The sequence below is a fragment of the Chryseobacterium sp. P1-3 genome, assembly GCF_000738495.1.
Taxonomy (GTDB): Bacteria; Bacteroidota; Bacteroidia; order Flavobacteriales; family Weeksellaceae; genus Chryseobacterium; species Chryseobacterium gallinarum.
This window is the reverse complement of the sequence record NZ_JPEQ01000001.1, coordinates 27,623-45,926: the sequence shown is the minus strand read 5'-3', so window position 1 is coordinate 45,926 and position 18,304 is coordinate 27,623. Positions and strand designations below refer to the sequence as shown.

The 18,304-nt window shown below is 37.3% G+C and carries 17 protein-coding genes and 2 pseudogenes; 9 read left to right on the top strand and 10 right to left on the bottom strand.

The annotated features are described in order from the left end of the window. Positions 1–20: 20 nt before the first annotated feature. From HX13_RS00210 to HX13_RS00180, 7 genes and pseudogenes are all read right to left on the bottom strand, one after another. Positions 21–2,123 carry a SpvB/TcaC N-terminal domain-containing protein gene (locus HX13_RS00210; protein ID WP_128572116.1) on the bottom strand — a complete coding sequence of 701 codons (2,103 nt, stop codon included), beginning with the start codon at positions 2,121–2,123 and terminating at the stop codon, positions 21–23. Between the two features lie 111 nt (positions 2,124–2,234). Next, positions 2,235–2,720 (bottom strand): hypothetical protein, encoded by a 486-nt coding sequence (locus HX13_RS00205; RefSeq protein WP_050019467.1) that lies wholly within the window; start codon positions 2,718–2,720, stop codon positions 2,235–2,237. Positions 2,721–2,726: 6 nt separating this feature from the next. Continuing rightward, positions 2,727–3,575, bottom strand: a complete 849-nt coding sequence (locus HX13_RS00200; protein WP_128572115.1) for a cell wall anchor protein — start codon at positions 3,573–3,575, stop codon at positions 2,727–2,729. A 541-nt stretch (positions 3,576–4,116) separates the two neighbouring features. Beyond that, a pseudogene (gene hemW, locus HX13_RS00195) lies at positions 4,117–5,242 on the bottom strand (radical SAM family heme chaperone HemW). A 51-nt stretch (positions 5,243–5,293) separates the two neighbouring features. Beyond that, positions 5,294–6,244 carry a PorP/SprF family type IX secretion system membrane protein gene (locus HX13_RS00190; protein WP_050019465.1) on the bottom strand — a complete coding sequence of 317 codons (951 nt, stop codon included), beginning with the start codon at positions 6,242–6,244 and terminating at the stop codon, positions 5,294–5,296. Positions 6,245–6,295: 51 nt separating this feature from the next. Next, positions 6,296–7,369, bottom strand: coding sequence for an RluA family pseudouridine synthase (locus tag HX13_RS00185; RefSeq protein WP_167336361.1), 1,074 nt, complete (start codon positions 7,367–7,369; stop codon positions 6,296–6,298). 72 nt (positions 7,370–7,441) lie between these two features. Further along, on the bottom strand, positions 7,442–8,533 hold the full coding sequence (locus tag HX13_RS00180; protein ID WP_050019464.1) for a PASTA domain-containing protein: 1,092 nt from the start codon (positions 8,531–8,533) through the stop codon (positions 7,442–7,444). A gap of 156 nt (positions 8,534–8,689) precedes the next feature. Between HX13_RS00180 and HX13_RS00175 the strand changes: the two genes are divergently transcribed. The 3 genes from HX13_RS00175 (at position 8,690) to HX13_RS00165 (ending at position 10,953) form a co-directional block, all read left to right on the top strand. Continuing rightward, positions 8,690–9,673, top strand: a complete 984-nt coding sequence (locus HX13_RS00175) for a D-alanine--D-alanine ligase (protein ID WP_050019463.1) — start codon at positions 8,690–8,692, stop codon at positions 9,671–9,673. A gap of 78 nt (positions 9,674–9,751) precedes the next feature. Beyond that, complete coding sequence (gene coaD / locus HX13_RS00170; RefSeq protein WP_027373487.1) at positions 9,752–10,216, top strand: pantetheine-phosphate adenylyltransferase; 465 nt, start codon at positions 9,752–9,754, stop codon at positions 10,214–10,216. Positions 10,217–10,320: 104 nt separating this feature from the next. Continuing rightward, positions 10,321–10,953, top strand: a complete 633-nt coding sequence (locus HX13_RS00165; RefSeq protein WP_050019462.1) for a trimeric intracellular cation channel family protein — start codon at positions 10,321–10,323, stop codon at positions 10,951–10,953. A 69-nt stretch (positions 10,954–11,022) separates the two neighbouring features. Here HX13_RS00165 and HX13_RS00160 read toward each other — a convergent pair whose 3' ends face one another. After that, positions 11,023–11,592 (bottom strand): hypothetical protein, encoded by a 570-nt coding sequence (locus HX13_RS00160; RefSeq protein WP_050019461.1) that lies wholly within the window; start codon positions 11,590–11,592, stop codon positions 11,023–11,025. A gap of 149 nt (positions 11,593–11,741) precedes the next feature. Then, positions 11,742–12,239: a dihydrofolate reductase gene (locus HX13_RS00155; RefSeq protein WP_050019460.1), complete on the bottom strand. Its 498-nt coding sequence runs from the start codon at positions 12,237–12,239 to the stop codon at positions 11,742–11,744. Between the two features lie 75 nt (positions 12,240–12,314). Between HX13_RS00155 and HX13_RS00150 the strand changes: the two genes are divergently transcribed. The 5 genes and pseudogenes from HX13_RS00150 to HX13_RS00130 all read left to right on the top strand — a co-directional run bounded on the left by HX13_RS00150 (position 12,315) and on the right by HX13_RS00130 (position 16,755). Continuing rightward, a complete protein-coding gene (locus HX13_RS00150) occupies positions 12,315–12,920 on the top strand; it encodes a LemA family protein (protein WP_050019459.1) in 606 nt (201 codons plus the stop codon). A gap of 3 nt (positions 12,921–12,923) precedes the next feature. Continuing rightward, on the top strand, positions 12,924–13,352 hold the full coding sequence (locus tag HX13_RS00145) for a TPM domain-containing protein (RefSeq protein WP_050019458.1): 429 nt from the start codon (positions 12,924–12,926) through the stop codon (positions 13,350–13,352). Next, complete coding sequence (locus HX13_RS00140; RefSeq protein ID WP_050019457.1) at positions 13,333–14,142, top strand: TPM domain-containing protein; 810 nt, start codon at positions 13,333–13,335, stop codon at positions 14,140–14,142. The genes HX13_RS00145 and HX13_RS00140 overlap by 20 nt, the downstream gene beginning before the upstream one ends. 196 nt (positions 14,143–14,338) lie before the next feature. Continuing rightward, entirely contained in the window at positions 14,339–14,860 is a 522-nt protein-coding gene (locus HX13_RS00135) for an NAD(P)H-dependent oxidoreductase (protein ID WP_050019456.1), read from the top strand. Between the two features lie 4 nt (positions 14,861–14,864). Continuing rightward, positions 14,865–16,755, top strand: a pseudogene (locus HX13_RS00130) (monovalent cation:proton antiporter-2 (CPA2) family protein). A 2-nt stretch (positions 16,756–16,757) separates the two neighbouring features. On the opposite strand, the gene HX13_RS00125 reads toward HX13_RS00130, so the two are convergent. Further along, on the bottom strand, positions 16,758–17,573 hold the full coding sequence (locus tag HX13_RS00125) for a GIN domain-containing protein (RefSeq protein ID WP_050019455.1): 816 nt from the start codon (positions 17,571–17,573) through the stop codon (positions 16,758–16,760). A 362-nt stretch (positions 17,574–17,935) separates the two neighbouring features. Between HX13_RS00125 and HX13_RS00120 the strand changes: the two genes are divergently transcribed. Next, entirely contained in the window at positions 17,936–18,265 is a 330-nt protein-coding gene (locus tag HX13_RS00120; protein WP_238554920.1) for an SPW repeat protein, read from the top strand. Positions 18,266–18,304 lie beyond the last annotated feature (39 nt).

The window sequence follows — 18,304 nt, the reverse complement described above, 5'->3', positions numbered from 1 at the left end:
AATCCCCAAATTGAATCCCATCAATTATTCCTTTTATAGAATATGTCTTTTTTTAAATTGAGCGTGTAACTATTATTTACTTTCTTTAATTCATACTGATGTAAATTATTGAGTGGAGTGTCAACTGTCTTGACAACAGGAGAAGGTTGGGTATAGTCTTTGGTATAATAACTAACACTAACATTGGAGTTAGCTGGATCAACAAACATCACATCCTGCTTTCCATCATTGTCAAAATCCACAATTCCTCCTTTACTTAAGATATTTTTTGGAGTTGTCTCCGGAATAATGCTGATTGTATTATTTTGTATATTATTATTATCTACAACTACATACCTATAACCCAATGTCTTACACTGCCACCTTCCTTTAGGAGGATCAGGTACAATGACCACATATTTACATTTTTTATCGTTTAATGACAAAAGCAATTCGGACACTCCATCAGAATCTATATCTACTTCCTTCATATTGGCAGGATGAGAGACATTCATTCCTCCTATATATTCGGGATCAGTTTCAGGTGGATATAAAGAATCAGCGTAGCCATAGCTTCCTGATTGTATTGTTTTAGCATATTCTAAAACAAGAGGATTATTATAAGTATTGAGTACTGATCCGTCAGTTTTGATTGAATAATATTTGAGTTCTATATCTCCTGAAGAAGGAGGATTATATCCTGCATTATTTTTTGAAATAATAAGCCCCTGCTTCGTTTTAATGTAATTGTCTGCCGATTTTATATTAAATGTTGTAAAGCTGCTGCCTGGCCAATAAGTGCTTGAAGGCCCCAGATAAACAAATGAAGGGCTGCTGTTGTTGATAGCATCAAAATAAATATAATATCCTTCAGGTCTTCCATTTTGTGCAGGTTGCATTACAATGAAATCCACTAAACCGTCTCCATTATAATCCCCAGTTGTAATAACATTATTATAATCCCCAAAATCATATTCATTAGAACTTGTGCCCATCGTGGCTGAAGAAAAAACTATAGGATTGGCTTCTTTTCCTTCTGAGTTATATTCAATAATCTTCTCAACAAAATCATAATTAACTTTATTATTAGAATCATTATTAACTATATTTTGTGTTTCGGAATATTGAATTGAATAACTTTTAAATGAAGAACCGTTAGCTTTAACTTTTATTTGATCTAATATCTTATCCTGTTTGAATAATATTCCTTTCAGATATGAGGTTTCAATATTCTTTCTGGGTAAATAAGCAAATTCAATGGTATTAAAATTAGTTTTACCTAAGGTTTCATTGCCTCCCCAGCTAATACTCGAAATTATCGCTATATTATTAGAACTGTTCTGGGTGTAGTTATAGGTAATATAATTCCCTTGTGCATCCTTCCACTTTACAATATTATATTCCAATGGTGTTCTGGCTGTACTATTTCCGGAAGCAACTGCCCCGTACCATGACTGAGAACCATCCTCAAAAGTAACTTCCCAATATTCAGGACCTTGCCATGCTTGTCCTGATATGGAACCAATAGACTTTATCTTAATATTGGAATATTTTTCTGTTACATATTCAGCTCCATCTTTTCCATATTCACCGGACTTAAGAATCAATCGCTGTCCATTAAAACTATAATAATCGGAATAGTCCAATTGTATTCCTTTTACCTCTCCATCTTTTTCAATATTCTTACCAACTCTCGAGATTGACGTAACTCCGGAAAGGCTCCATCCGTAACCAGCAATTCCATTACTGGAACCACTGATATAAACCAGATTTACCTGTGGCGCAACGCTTTTTATCCCGGGAGGTAAAGCGATCGGTAATGTAAACTGTAATTGTCCAGCTCCGTTCACTTCTATCTTCCCTTTAGTATCGTGGAAACTCTTACCTGAAGGGGCTGACGTTCCACTTGGATTATTCGCCCCTGCATTTGAATCCGTTGGTCCGCCACCCGGATTCTCCGTGGCAGGACCTATTTTAGCCACAAACGGATTCGAAACATCCGATTTGGCATGAAATCCTTGTGCCATGACCACCGTCTGCGGATCCTGAACCGTCCGGGAGGTGGATTCTGCCTGGTAGAGTATGGTCTGTGAAAAGCCCCATACCGAACACAAAGACAGCATCAATGATGAGAAAAATTTCATATGTTATTAGTTTTTATAAGTATTAATAATAAAATAACCGGAAAATAATCCTTGACAACATTAAAAACTTCAAATTTCAATGGTTTTTAACTTTAATTTATTCCTGGTTTTTTATCTTTTAGTCACATTTCTTCCAAAGACTCTTCCGTCTTTTAACGTAAAGCGAAGAATGTAAACACCCCAATCGTATCCCGTCATATTGATTTTTATCTTACGCCCTAAATCCGGTGAATTCTGCTGCTGAAACTTCCAGTGGACTGTACTATGCTGGTACAATGATACGGATTCAATCAATCCGTCTACTTCTTCAGTCCAGTCAATGGTTAGATAATCATTTACCGGAACAGGATAAAGCCTGATCTGTTTCCAGAAAGCTTTTTCATCAATAGCAGGAGCTTGTTGGGTAACAGCAGCCACCTTTGCTTCCTCCTGTAATTTGACTTCTTTCGTAATAATCTCGTCGGCTTTTTTACCGGATACGTTAGTACCTCTGTACCGTTGATTTCCGGCTTCATCATATTTGAAATAAACTTCAGTTTGTGAATAGCCCAGAAAACCGATCGCCAGAGAAACTATTGAAAATAATTTTCTTTTCATGGCATTTTATTTTTTTGCAGAAAGCAATTGTTGTACCTGTGCTTTTAGTTCTTTAATCTCTTCAGATTGTGATTTAAGAATTTTACGATCTTCCTGAAGCTGTTTATTTTGCTGAATAGAATAAAGGGTTAATTCCTCAATTTTCTCCAAAAGCTTGGCATCCATTTCCCCTAAATTAATACCATTTTTCTCTACTTCTTTGGCAGAAGGGATGTTCGGTAAATGTCCTTTTTCTGAAATGTGCTTTTCAACTTCTTCCAAAGAGCGAAGTTTATAATCTTTTTTAAAGACATAGTCTGCCCAGCCGTTAGCCGCAGGGTTTTCAACTTTTACCTGTTGTGCTTTTATTCCTTTTTTTACATACAGGATAAAATTAGAATCATTATCATACTGATCTGTTCCTATGGTTACCTTTTCTGTATTGAAAAGAACCAATAAACTTTTGTGAACGGCATCAGAGAAACGGACTCTCGTGACTCCGGGTGAATTAGGAGTAGAAACATCAGAAACTCCATCTGTAGCGTTATCGTTATCCATATGGATATTCAGATTATTTCCGCTTAACAGCCTCATCACAGCATCATTGGGTTGTGCCCATCCTGAATAGCAATGATTGCATGGTGAAAGAGCTAATTGTAAGTTTCCCGTTCCAGGCAATCCGCTTCCGATATTGATACTCTGACCTTCAAGTTTGAAAGTCTGCTGATTGTTTTGTTTAAAAACAATTGGCTTATCATCTGTTGTTCCGATAAAATTTGTGGATGGATTGGTCCCAGAATTTCCGGTTGTGTTCCAGCTTTGTGCGAAAATGCTGGACGCTGCCATTGTAAAGGCAAATACTAAAGTACGTCTCATATTTATATTGTTAAGTTAGTTTTCAGATGGTTATAGTTGTCAAAATTAAACGTTTTTTTTACACATACAAGTCAAATTTTTTATGATTTAATATTAAATTTGTCACCAAACAGTGTCTTGCAAGGGTAAAAATCAGATCAAATTTCTTTATACACTGCGACAAAACCTGTCGTATTTAAAATAATGTATAAACAAATCATTTTAAAGCCATAATTTCAGGTCTTAATAGCTATAAAAATGGATATTCCTTCAAGAATGGGTAACTTTATCAACAGATAAGGAAGAATAATATGATCATATATTCTTGAATATGTAAAAGTTATCAGCTATTAAAAGAAATGATTACCGACGAAAAAGAACCAGTCGGTATGCGAATAAAGATAATTTTTGTTTCATGATGTTTTTAGTTTACGTAAAAATATCATTTCCTTTTCACATAAGAAAGATTTATTTAAATTTTATTTGACTTTCCAAACAATCTTTTTGACAACAACAAAGGATTCATCATTCAAAAATCTGTATTTCAATATAAACCGAAATTTTATACCACAAATAAATCAGAAGCGATTCCATCCGCCATAAACCAATGTTCTTCAGGAATTTTCAGGTGATCATTTTCAATCACCAAAATTCCTTCTTCTATTTTGGCTTTTATTTCTTTCTGAAAATGTTCCTGTAACGCATCTGAAAATTTATTTTTTACATGGGAAAGGTCTACTCCCCACATGGTACGCAGCCCGATCATGATCATTTCGTTAAACTGATCTTCCTGTGAAAGAAATTCTTCTTCTTTCGCCAAAATTTTATCAGACAGTTTTTTGATATATTGCTGATTATTCGCCACATTCCAGCTCCTTACATCAAATCCATTATATGAATGGGCTGAAGGCCCTATACCTAAATATTCCTGGTATTTCCAGTAAGCAGAATTGTGTTTTGAATAGAACCCCGGCTTTGCAAAATTTGAAACTTCATAATGCTCAAAACCATGCTCTTTTAAAAAATCTGATAAGTAATAAAATTCTCTATTTTGCTCTTCCTCTTTCGGGCTCATCACTTTTCCTTTTGAGATCCAGTTCTCCAAAGCCGTTTTAGGTTCCACCGTCAAAGCATATGAGGAAATATGGGGAACTTCAAGATCAATAGCCTTACGTAAATTTTCTTTCCATATTTCAAGATTCGAAGTAGGCGAACCATAGATAAGATCAATACTCAGGTTTTCAAATCCGGAATCCTGAGCTCTTTTAATAGAGCTTTCTGCTTCTGAGGCATTATGAGCACGGTTCATCAGTTTCAGATCAGCTTCAAAAAAGCTCTGTGTCCCAATGGATAAACGATTAACGGGTGTTGCCGCTAGCTGCTTTAAAAAAATGTTTATCCAGATCATCAGGATTGGCTTCCAGAGTGATTTCAATATCTTTTTCAAAACAGAAATAGCGCAAAACTTCATCAACCAGAGCACTAATTTCATCCACAGAAAGAATAGAAGGAGTTCCGCCGCCAAAATATAAAGATTTCAATGTTTTGTTGTGCAGCTCATCTTTCCTGAGCTGGATTTCGGCTTTCATTGCCCGGAGCATTTCATCCTTAAAATTCAGGGATGTGGAAAAATGAAAGTTGCAATAGCTGCATTTCTGTTTACAAAAAGGGATGTGAATGTATATCATAAAAAAAAGCTCTGAAAATTTCAGAGCTCAAATTTATTTAAATTAAATTGATTAATATCTAAATCCTCTTGCATTAATGAAGTTATCGAAGTTATAGCCAAGGCTCAGCATAAAGCTGTTTCCTCCATACTTCTGAATATCAGACAATCCAAGGTTATAAGTAGCGCCGACCATAAATTTATTGAATCTTACTTTTACTATCGGTGCAATTTGTAATTGCTGGCTATCGAATCTGTTTTGTTCTGTTCTGTAGCTTACCCCAAAAGAGAATGCGTTGATATCATTGGAGAATGTAGCCATCAGGTTCCAGTCCATCATTCTTGATGAATTGGTATTTAAGTTGATTAATGCGGATGGGGTTAGTGTAATATTATCAGCAATATTCCAGTTGTACCCTAAATTTAAGAAGAATTTAATAGGAGAAGGTTCCCTGTTGTTCACAATAGCGGCATCATTACTCAAGGCAATATCGTTCACGGAAACACCTCCGAAGAGATTTTTATAGGTAGCTGCCAAACCAAAGTTGGCATACACCATAAAGATACTGCTTTCTTCACCTCTTAATAAAGGATCTCCACCTTCTTCAGTATTGATTTTTGAATAATCAAAATTCATGTTATAAAAATTAACACTAGTACCGAAAGAGAATTGGTCTTTTCTGTCTCCTTCACTACTTAATGGAATAAAATATGAAGCACCCGCTGTAATCCCTCCTGCAGAAATAGGACCATTAGAGTCTCTGAACACAGAAATACCGGCTCCTACTCTATCAAAGATATTAGCATGCATCCCGATTGACTGTACATTCGGAGAATTGCTGAATTTTGAAAATTGTTGCTGATAATTGGCGTTGAGCTGTACGTAGTCTGTTTTTCCGTATTGAGCTGGGTTGAACAGGAAATCACCATCCAAAAGATATTGCTGATAGTATGGTAGTGATTCTTGTGCTTTGTATGCATTTGACAAAAGAGCTAAACATACGATAGCATATAGTTTTCTCATAACAAATCTTGATTTCAATTCAACAAATATAAAAAAATTCTCAATATATTTTTAGTTTTCCAAATAATTTCTCCATTTTTTTACAGCATCCGCCATATCTTTGGGCATTGGGCTTTCAAAATATAATTCCTTTTTTGTTGTTGGATGCACAAAACCCAGGGTATGGGCATGAAGAGCATGTCTGGGTAAAATTTCAAAAACATTTTTGATGAACTGCTTATATTTAGGAAGATTTACCCCTCTTAAAGGAGTGTGCCCCTCATATCTTTCGTCATTGAACAGGGTATGCCCTATATGTTTAAAATGAGCCCTGATCTGATGCGTTCTTCCGGTCTCCAGTTTACATTCCACCCAGGTCATATACCTGAATCTTTCCAGAACCTTATAATGTGTTACGGCATGCTTTCCCTGACTTCCATCTTCGTATACAGACATCTGCATCCTGTTTTTAGGATGTCTTCCGATATGCCCTTTGATTGTGCCTTCATCTTCCTGTAGATTTCCCCACACAAAAGCCCAGTACAATCTCCTGGTTGTTCTGTTGAAAAATTGTTTTGCCAAAAAGCTTAGCGCATACTCATTTTTAGCAATCACCAATAACCCTGAAGTATCTTTATCAATCCTGTGAACAAGTCCTACCCTGTCAAGATCTGATTTTTCTCCATTCTTTTCAAAATGATAAGCCAATGCGTTCACCAGGGTTCCGTCCCAGTTTCCAAATCCCGGATGCACTACCATTCCTGCTTCCTTATCCACAACCACCAGATCATCATCCTCATACACAATGTTCAGAGGGATATCCTGTGGAATAATCACATTTTCCCTTGGCGGATGTGTCAGCAATACTGAAATCTGATCTCCCGGTTTTACCCTGTAGTTCTGCTTTACAGGACTTCCGTTTACAATAACGTTTCCGGCCCTGCAGGTTTGTGAAATTTTGTTCCTTGAAGAATTTTGCCTGTATATGAGCAGAAACTTGTCGATTCTTAAAGGTTCCTGCTTGGCATCCACCGTTATATTAAGATGCTCATACAAGCCTTTATTTTCCTCATCAATATCGATATTTTCAATACTGTTGGAATCTAATAATTCTTCATCTAAAAAATCTTCGTTATCTTCTGACATTACTTTATTTTTTTACACAAAAGGCTTCAACATATTTCAGTTGAAGCCTGTATTTTAATATACTTTTTAGTATTATTCCACGACTACCTTTTTAGCCTTTGGCTTCTCAGCCACTTCTTTCGTAGTAGCAGAGGCCGGTTTATGGGCATTTCCTGAAGCAGGATTACTGCCTGTAGAAGCTTTTGGTTTTTCTACTCCTGAGCTTACCGGCTTCGAAGTGACGGCCGGGGCTTTAGGTGTTTCTGTTTTCACAGCAGCCGGTTGAGGAGTTTCTTTTTTGGGTACAGGAGCAGGGATAACCGGCGGTTCATAACTTGGCTCGGTACGCACTTCTTCATAATGCACCGGTGGCAAGGAGGTATCTACCTTCATACGATAAATAGAATTCAATTGTTCTACCTTAGCCCTAAGCTCTGCCGGGGTTCTTTTGCTGGCCCAAAGGTCAATCTGCATTCCCTGGTCACGAACATCTCCTGCAGCCGGATCCTGATAATAAATAATATCAGATTCGTCCTTACCGCCATCTTCATATTCAACCAATCCTACTTCGAACATACTCTTTGTAATTACAGCTCTTGCTTCTTTTACAGAAAGTCCTACTACATTAGGAATCGAAATATTTCTCATAGGTCCGGATCCTACTACGACATCAATCATTGAGAACCTAGGTAAGCGGGTTCCCGGATTAACGGCATTTCCTTTATATAATATCCTTAAAAGGGCATCTTTCTGAATACTTGGTTCATAAATTGTATCCCCGATTTTAAGCCCCACCTGATCCAGTCTCTGGAATGCCAATCCTGAATATTTATTGATAACATCCGGAACTACAATCGGTGCCCATGTTCTAGGATTAACCCTAAGACGCACTGTTCTTCCGTCTTTTACATGAGAACCCGGTGCAGGATATACCTGCAATACCTGGAACGGTCTGTATTTAGGATCATAATTTGCACTATCTACTTCATATTCAAGACCTGTGTCATCTAATATTTTAACAGCGTCATGAACGGATTTATTGACAACATTGGGAACAGGAATTTCCTGACCGTGGTTAGTATGATATTCCAACCAGCGAAACGTAAGCCATACAAGACCTACGAAAATGCCGATGGCTATTACTAAATTCAGTAAAACTTTCCAATTGAAAAGTGATTTAAGCATACTTAAAAATACTTTAATTACAACGGCAAATATAGCTAATAATTTTAGAATGCGCTTTTTATTTAACACATTTCATTTTTGATTTTAAAATTTGCGGATTTCCCATATTACAATACATAAAATGATTAAATTTGCCTTAATTGATACTATATGGTTATGAACAAAAAAAGTGTTGCCGTAGTAATGGGAGGCTATTCTGATGAATATGTTGTTTCTTTAAAAAGCGGACAGTTGATTTATGATTCTTTAGACAGGAGCCTTTATGACGTATATAAAGTAGTTATCCTTAAAGATGAATGGTATTTTTTAGATGAAAATGATAATAAGCATGAAATCAACAGAGGTGATTTTTCTGCCGCTTTAGACAATGGGGAGAAATTAAAGTTTGATGTTTGCTTCAACATTATTCACGGAACACCTGGCGAAAATGGAATCCTTCAGGCCTATTGGGATGCTATAGGACAAAAGTATACCGGATGCGATTTTTACCAGAGTGCCCTTACTTTCAATAAAAAAGATACACTTGCCGTACTATCGAAGTATGGAATTCCTTCTGCCAAAAGTATCTATTTAAGAAAAGGCGAAGAAATCAATGCAGATAAAATTACAGAAGAACTGGGACTTCCTCTTTTTGTAAAACCCAACCAATCCGGATCTTCACTGGGAATTTCAAAAGTAAAAGAAAAGTCCGGATTAATTGCTGCTACAGAGGTTGCATTTAAAGAAGACGATGAAATCCTTATTGAAAGCTTCTTAAATGGAATGGAAGTCTCCGTAGGAGTTATTGATTTTAAAGGAGAAACCATTGTGCTAGGAATTACTGAGATTGTTCCTAAAAATGAATTCTTCGATTATGAAGCAAAATATGAAGGCGCTTCAGAAGAAATTACTCCTGCAAGAATTGATGATGAAACCAGGGCAAGAGTTGAGGAAATTGCAAAAAGAGCCTATGATTCCTTAGGGATGAGCGGTTTTTCACGAAGCGAGTATATCCTTATGGACGGAATTCCTTACATGCTTGAAATGAATACCAATCCAGGATTCTCTCCTGCCAGTATCCTGCCCCAACAGGCAAAACATTATGGAATTTCCATAACAGACCTTTGTGGAAATGAAGTTGAAAAAGCTCTTAATAAATAAAAAATAGAAGTTATGAATCAGGGATGAATATAGCCCACGACCAGAACTCTTGATTCATAACCAAAATCATAATACAACATGAAAATTGCTGTTTTCCCAGGGTCATTTGATCCGATTACATTAGGACATTACGATATCATAGAAAGAGCGGCACCGCTATTTGATAAACTGATTATTGCCATCGGACAGAATTCCCAGAAGAAATATATGTTTCCATTAGAAAAAAGAATGGAATTTATTCAAAACTCTGTAGCAGAATTTCCCAATGTAGAAGTAGATTATTTTGAGGGACTTACCGTTGATTATTGCTTTGAAAAAAATGCCCAATACATCATCAGAGGATTGAGAAATCCCGCTGACTTTGAATTTGAAAAAGCCATCGCTCACACCAACAGGACCCTTGCCCATAAAAAATTGGAAACCGTTTTCCTGCTTACCTCTTCCGGAAAATCTTTCATCAGCAGCAGCATTGTGAGAGAGATTATTAATCACGGAGGAGAGTATGAACTCTTGGTTCCGGATTCGGTAAGAGTCGAAAGGTAAATAAGATATAATTGATAAGCGATAAATGATAATTGAAAAATGGCCAAGAATTTGCTTAAGCAGAAAATCACTCATCAATTATCATCTATCAATTATTATAATATATGCACGAACAGTTCAATTTTGCTATAGAAGTCCTTGGAACCATTGCCTTCTCTATGTCCGGAAGTTTTGCCGCTATGCAGAAGCGCCTTGATCCGTTCGGGGTACTTATTATTGCCTTTGTGACTTCTGTAGGAGGGGGAACTGTAAGAGATTTACTGCTTGACCTTCCTGTCTTCTGGATGCATGACCTGCTTATGTGCGGGCTGATTCTTGCGACAAGTATATTTTCTATGGTATTTAAATCCCTGGAAAAGAATTTTAAGGTCACCTTATTTATTTTCGACAGCTTTGGGCTTGGGCTCTTTACCATTATTGGTATCCAAAAAGGATTAAATGTTGGAATTCATCCTTTAATATGTATAGCACTGGGAACCATTACCGGATGTTTCGGGGGAATTATCCGTGATATCCTGCTCAACAGGATCCCGTTGATTTTCAGAAAAGAAATTTATGCCACAGCATGTATTGTAGGTGGTGCGGCGTTCCTGTTAATGACAAAGTACACTCCACTATCTTTTACTTTTATACAGATCTTTACCATTCTACTGATTGTTGCTATCAGGACTTTTGCAGTAAAATATCATTGGCAGATGCCGAAATTTTACGGCTATGACCAGAATGCTGAAATGTAATTAATAATTAGCAAGACGTCATAAAAAAAGCACCTGTAACCAAGTGCTTTTATTTTGTGATATTTATTTTTAATAATATTTTCCCCGTTGTCTCATATTCGGATTATGCATATGCTTCTGCATGGTAGGCATCTTCAGCTGGTCCTTCATCATTTTGATCTGATCGGTCATCATTCCTGCACTGTCTAATCTCTTGGCTTCTTCCAACAGCTTCTGCCCTTCCTGCTTTCTCCCTTTAGAAATAGCTGCTGCAGCAAGGTTTAAAGTAGCCATAGCCCTGTCATGCTTCATGTTCAAACCGTACTCCAAAGCTTTTTTCATTAAAGGTTCCACTTTTGTCGGGTGGTCCTGAGCTTGAGTTAATCCTAATAAATAGTGGAAATATCCGTATTGAGTTTTATGAAGCTGCCCTTTATAGTCGGTAATTTTTGTTAACCATTCTGCAGCTTTTTCCATATTCTGTTTTCTCAGTTGCCAGAATGCCAAAAGAATATACTCATTTTTAAAGTAAAGTAAGATTGGAAATGCGGCAAGAAGAAAAACAACAATTCCCCATCCAAGATTTCTTGTGAAAATCATCATATAAAGCCCCAGAAGGATAAGAAGTGCTGCTACTGCAATTTTAATGTTCTTATTCATTATTAAATTTTAGAACTGCAAAGATAATAAATTTAAGGGTTAAAGTTCAAAACGTCACTGGTGAATGGTCAATTCTCTGCATTTGTTAATTTTATATCCTGTAAGAAAATTCACAATTTACCTGGCGAAGCAAAATTGGTTATGGCTGCCTAAACTTCCATCTTTATTCTTTCAAACGTCTGGAAGCAGAAATCATATCCGTTTTTTTCATCCTTTTCATGGCAGGTTTCATTTGTTTTCTTCCAGATTTTCTCATCTATTCCGGGGAAAAAGGTGTCTGCTTCAAGATCGGCTTTTACCCGCGTAACTTCGAGCTTATCTGCGACATCCATGGTTTGCTCATAGATATTTCCTCCTCCGATAATAAATACTTCTTCATCAATCTTTTTGGCAAATTTTATAGCTTCTTTAAGGCTTCCTACAATGAGAATTCCTTCTTCAAACCAATCTTTCTTTCTTGAAACAACAATATTGGTACGATTAGGAAGAGGTCTGCCAATACTTTCATATGTTTTTCTTCCCATGATTACCGGATGTCCTGAAGTAATATCTTTAAAATGTTTTAAATCCTTGGGAAGATGCCAGAGCAACTGGTTTTCAAAACCAATCTCATTCTTTTCTCCCATTGCTACCACTATTGTCGTCATTCAAATATAATTTTCTACAAAATTAGCACATAATTTGTATATTTGATTAGCACAAAAAATTTAAAAAAATAAACTATGAAAAATAAAGGATGTCTGGGCGCCGGAACTATTGGTATAGCCCTCCTTATTATTGTTGCTGTTTTATTCTTCTGGGGAAAAAGCGGATATAACAACTTTGTAACCAAAGAACAGACGGTCAACACAAAATGGTCCAATGTTGAGACTGTGTACCAGAAAAGAGCAAATCTTATCCCTAACCTGGAAAGAACCGTAAAATCGTATTCAAAATTTGAGCAGGAAACGTTAACACAAGTTGTTGAAGCCCGTTCTAAAGCAACTTCAATCAATATCGATCCTACCAATATGACGGATGCTGATATCGCTAAATTCCAGGCAGCACAAGGAGAATTATCCGGTGCATTAAGCCGTTTAATGGCCGTAGTGGAATCTTATCCGAATTTAAAGGCAGATCAGCAGTATATTAACTTCCAGAGAGAGTATACAGCTATTGAAAACAGTATCAGAACAGAAACCGTTTATTATAACGAAGCTGCCCAGGATTATAATACCTCTATCAAAACGTTCCCGAATAACATTCTGGCGAACTTTACCAACTTTAAAGAAAAACCTTATTTCAAAGCCGAGGCAGGAGCTCAAAAAGCACCTGAAGTATTCAAATAAACAATGGGCAATTTCCTTACAAATCAGCAGATTGCATCCCTTGTGGAGGCTATACAATCGGCAGAAAACCATTCTACCGGAGAGATCCGGGTACATATTGATTCCAATACGCAGGATCATTATGCCAAGACGGCATTCGAAATTTTCAAAGAACTACGTATGGATAAAACCACAGACAGGAATGCCGTTCTTTTTCATGTCAACTTTGAACAAAAGTATCTCACCATCATTGGCGATGTTGGTATCCATGAGAAAGTACATCAAACCTTTTGGGATCATCTGCATGATTACATTACGTCAGAATTTGCCAAAGGAAATTATTACCAGGCTTTGAAAAGCGCTATCCTGGAAACAGGACTTGAACTTAAAAAACATTTTCCTGTAGAAGGAGAAAATCCAAACCAGCTCCCGAATGAAATTACGTTCTCTTAAAATAGTATTTTCATTTTTATTAGTGTGCTTTTACAGTCTTGTATCTGCACAGTATACCATTCCTGAAAAACCTGCGGTTTTATATCCCGTTTATGATCAGGCCGGTCTTCTTTCCCAGCAGGAAAAAGATGCACTGAATAATAAACTGATCAAATTTGCAGATTCCACCTCAACGGAAATTGAGGTAGTGATCATCCCTTCTACTAAAGGAGAAGATGTCAATTTCCTAGCCACTATGTTTGGGCAAAAATGGAAAATCGGTAAGAAAGGAGTGGATAATGGAGTTGTTTTCCTGATCGCTACAGAAGACAGGACTATGTCTATCCAGCAGGGAAGAGCTGTAGAACAATATCTGACAGCATCCGTTGCAGGACAAATCCTGGATTATATTGTTACCCCTCATTTCAAAAAAGGACAATGGTATGATGGGATCAATGGCGGAACCTCAGCCATTATGGAAGCCGTCCAGGGAAAATTCAAACCGGTGGCAACTACAACCCCTTCAGGGGATGGAAGTGCCTTAAAAGTACTGGTGATTGCATTTATAATCTTTATTATCATTGCTATTCTCTTCGGTAATAAAGGAGGAGGACGCGGTGGTGGAAATTATGATGACGATGATGATGTAATTATCTCCCGAAGAGGACGCAGAAATTATCCCGGAGGTTTCTTCCCGTTTCCCGGCAGCTTCGGAGGCGGAGGATTCGGCGGAGGTAGTTCCGGAGGCGGTTTCGGCGGATTTGGCGGAGGCGGAAGCTTTGGCGGAGGTGGTGCGTCCGGTGGATGGTAATCACAATAAAATTATAACAATACATAAACGGATCAGGTCTTTACGGCCTGATTTTTTATTTAAAAACTAAAATAAAACCCTTTCTTTGATTGATTTTTACCCAAAATCGATTTTTACATATTAAAAAATTAATAAATCAACACAAAACCCTCCTTTTATACAATATTTTTTTACTATATTTACTGAAAACAGGATTATGAAGAAGACGCTAGTAGTATTTGCCCATCCCTATCTGGAGCACTCCAATTCGAATGTAGAGCTCATCAACTTTTATGTTCGGCATCAGCATTATACCCTGCGAGATCTTTATGAAGAATATCCTGATTTCCATATTGCCGCTTTCAGAGAACGGAAACGGCTTGCCCATTATGACCGTTTTATTTTTCAGTTTCCTTTAATCTGGTTCGGGATGCCTCCGTTACTCAGACTATGGATTGATGAGGTCTTTGACCGCGATTGGCTACAACCCGGAAAAGATAACCCGCTCGAAAATAAGGAAGTCTATATTCTGATAACCACCGGAGGAAAAGAAAGGTCTTTTACTAAAACAGGAACGTATCAATATACGATTGATGAACTGATCAGTGGATTAATTGTGTCTTTAAAAGTTTTCAAAGCCAACATCAAGCACATCAAAATCGTTTACGAAGCCAATAAACTTTCTAAAAAAGAAATTATTTTACATAAAAAAGAGTTCTCAGAACTACTCAATCAATAAACCTATGGAGTCCAGCTTAGCAATGAACACATTAATTTTCTTAGGAGTAGCCATTATTATGGTTCCACTGGCCAGAAAATTAGGATTGAGCTCTGTGATTGGTTATATTTTAGGAGGAATTATTATTGGTCCTTATGTATTAAAACTCACAGGAAATAACGTGAATGACATTATGCATGCCAGCGAGTTTGGTGTGATTATGCTTTTATTCCTGGTAGGACTTGAGCTGGAACCCAAAAAGTTCTGGGACATGCGTAAAAAAATAATGGGGTTAGGGCTCACGCAGATGCTTCTTACCATCTCTTTATTATTTCTTGTTTTCATCAGTGTAGGATGGAGGATAGATAAAGCCATTGCTGTGGCTATGTGTTTTGCGTTATCTTCTACAGCAATTGTTCTGCAAACTTTACAGGAAAAGAACAACCTTAAAACAATAGCAGGAGAAGCCTCCTTCTCTACCCTGTTATTTCAGGATATTTCCGTAATCCCTATTTTAGCAATTTTACCGATTATTGCCAATTATAAAGCTAAGCATCATGATAATGAAATTCAGATCCTCATCCAGAAACTTCCGGAATGGCTTCAGGCAGGAACTGTAATTTTCGGGGTTGCATTATTGATTCTTTTAGGCAGATATGTATTTGTCCCTTTTCTACGGTATGTTTCAAAATCGGGAATGCAGGAATTATTAACAGCCTCTTCCCTGTTTCTGGTCATCGGAGTTTCTGAGCTCATGGTAGTCATTGGTCTTTCTCCTGCATTAGGAGCCTTTCTTGCCGGAGTAATGCTTGCCAACAGTGAATTCCGGCATGAGCTGGAAGCCCAGATTGATCCTTTTAAAGGACTTTTACTCGCCGTTTTTTTTGTGAGTGTAGGTTCAACCATCAATTTCAATATCATCCGGCAGGATCCGGTATTTATTTTCAGTACGGTATTCGCTGTAGTGATTGTAAAATTTTTGGTTCTGTACGTTATCGGGAAGTTTTTCAAAATGGACAATCCGCAAAGCCTGTTCTACGCATTTGCACTTTCGCAGGTAGGAGAATTTGCTTTTGTATTGATCAATTATGCTTCGGATCTTTATCTTTTAAATCCTGAACTGAATGCCCAGCTGATGGCTATCACAGCGATTACCATGTGCATAACGCCCGTTCTTCTCATTTTCAATGATAGGCTCATTACTCCAAAATTCATCAGGGAAGTGCCTGAAGAAGAGCATGATTTTAATATTCTTGACAGCGAGGTAAGCCAGAAAAAGATCATTATTGTAGGTTTCGGACATTTTGGAAGCACGGTAGGGCGGCTTTTAAAGGCTAATAAGATATCGGCAACAGTTCTGGACAGAGACTCAGACCGTGTGAAACTTCTGAGAAGTTATGGGTTTAAAGTATATTATGGGGATGCAACAAGAATTCCCATTTTAAGGGCAGCCGGAATTGAAGAGGCAGAAATTCTTGTTTTATGCCTTGATGATCCGGATGATAATATGTTCATTGCTGAACTGGTTCGGGAACATTACCCTGATGTGAAAATTTTTGTAAGGGCAAAAAACAGGATCGATGCCTATGAATACCTCAACAATGGAATTACCCATATTTACCGGGAAACATTGGGAACTGCCGTAGATATGGCGGTAGATGTTCTTCATGAAACGGGGATGCGAAAATATGCAGCAAGACGTTTTGGGGCAGAGGTTTATGGCTATTGATAAAGCTTCCATCAGAAAACTGGCCAGAATAAAAGAAAATGATGATATCGCCTTATTTTCCACAAAAGAAATCCTCCAGCGGGAAGAGGAATTATTGGCCTATGATAACCTGACCTTTGATCATAAAAATTGGGAAGATTCCTCATCCACAGAAGATGAAGATGAGGAAGAGGAAAACCTCAGTTAAATTTATTGAATATTGACGCTTCCTCCGCTGTTTTCTTCCTTACTAACGGTTTTAAGCTCTCCTTTTCTGGCAATATCCACACTTCCCCCCGAAGAGGCACTTGCTTTGGCTGTAGTGGTTGCACTGATTTCTATACTCGCTCCACTGGATGCATCGGCTTCTACATTATCTGCAATTACTTGTTGAGCTGAAACACTGCTTCCGGAAGAAGAGTTGATGTCAGCATGTTTAGCTTTCCCTGAAATACTGATACTTGATCCTGATGAAGTTTCAATATCAAGATTTACAGCCCATATTTTACCGGTAAAATTACTGCTGCTGTCTGCATTAATTCCCAGTTCATTGGCTTCAATGTCTCCGGAAATACTTCCTGCACTTGATACTTCAATATCTGTTTTATCCTGGGTAAATTTATCTTTCACTGTAATTTTTGCGGCAGAGTCTACACCGAGTTTCGTAAAATCTTTAGTATAAATTTTGGCTGTAACATTATTAATATTCATTACCCTGATCCCACGTTTATAATGAATATGCAGCTTTCCAACTTCATTATCTACAAGAACTTCATTGATAATGCTTCGAGGAGCAGAAATCACTACCCTTTCTGTTTCAGATTTGATTACTTCTGCATCTATAGCTTGAGAAACCTGGATTTCATCAAAATTTCCGGTGAACTCTTTTTGCTCTATAGGCCCACTTTCTTTATTGACCATTTTCTCTACCCAATCACTTTTTTCCCTGTTTTTCTTCTCATGTCTTTCATTGCATGAGGCTAAAACCGCTAAGGCTGAAAAAATAAAAAGAGTCCTTGTTTTCATGTTTATTTTCTTTTATCTATTATTATTAATAACAACTAAATTATGAAAAATATTACATCTCTTTTGGATAAAATTATTATTATTTCATCTGTGCTGGAATAGATAATCTTTACATCAAGCAGAAAGCTGGAAGATATTAAATGTTTGAAAACAATAGTTCAACCCTATTGATGTTTCCGGCCTGCGATAACTGTCAGGAGTTATTTTCTGCACTCTCTTCTTGTTAATACAAAATACCTGACATTCAATAATTTAAACTAAAGCATAGGAATCTGATGGTATAATGCTTGCACTATACACCCTACACCACAAAAAATATTATTATGATTTCATCAAAAATCCATGCCGTCCTTGACTACCTTATGGGCGCGCTACTCATAGCCATTCCCTGGCTGTTAGGGTTTGCAGATCACAGTGCTGCAACAGTTTTGCCGGTTATATTGGGGGCTTCGACTATTATTTACAGTCTGCTCACAGATTACGAATATGCTATAGCTCCTGCGTTTTCCTTTCAAGGACATTTGCTCCTCGACCTTATGTCAGCGGCTCTTTTATTGGTTTCACCATGGTTATTTGGTTTTAATGAGACAATATACTGGCCCCATTTCATTCTGGGCGCCTTTGAAATTGTAATTGTTCTCCTTACTACCAAAACGCCTCCTGATACAAAGTTTACCATCAGAAGCACTTAGAAGAACGGAGGCTTGAGAAAACTAAAATTTTCAGCTTCC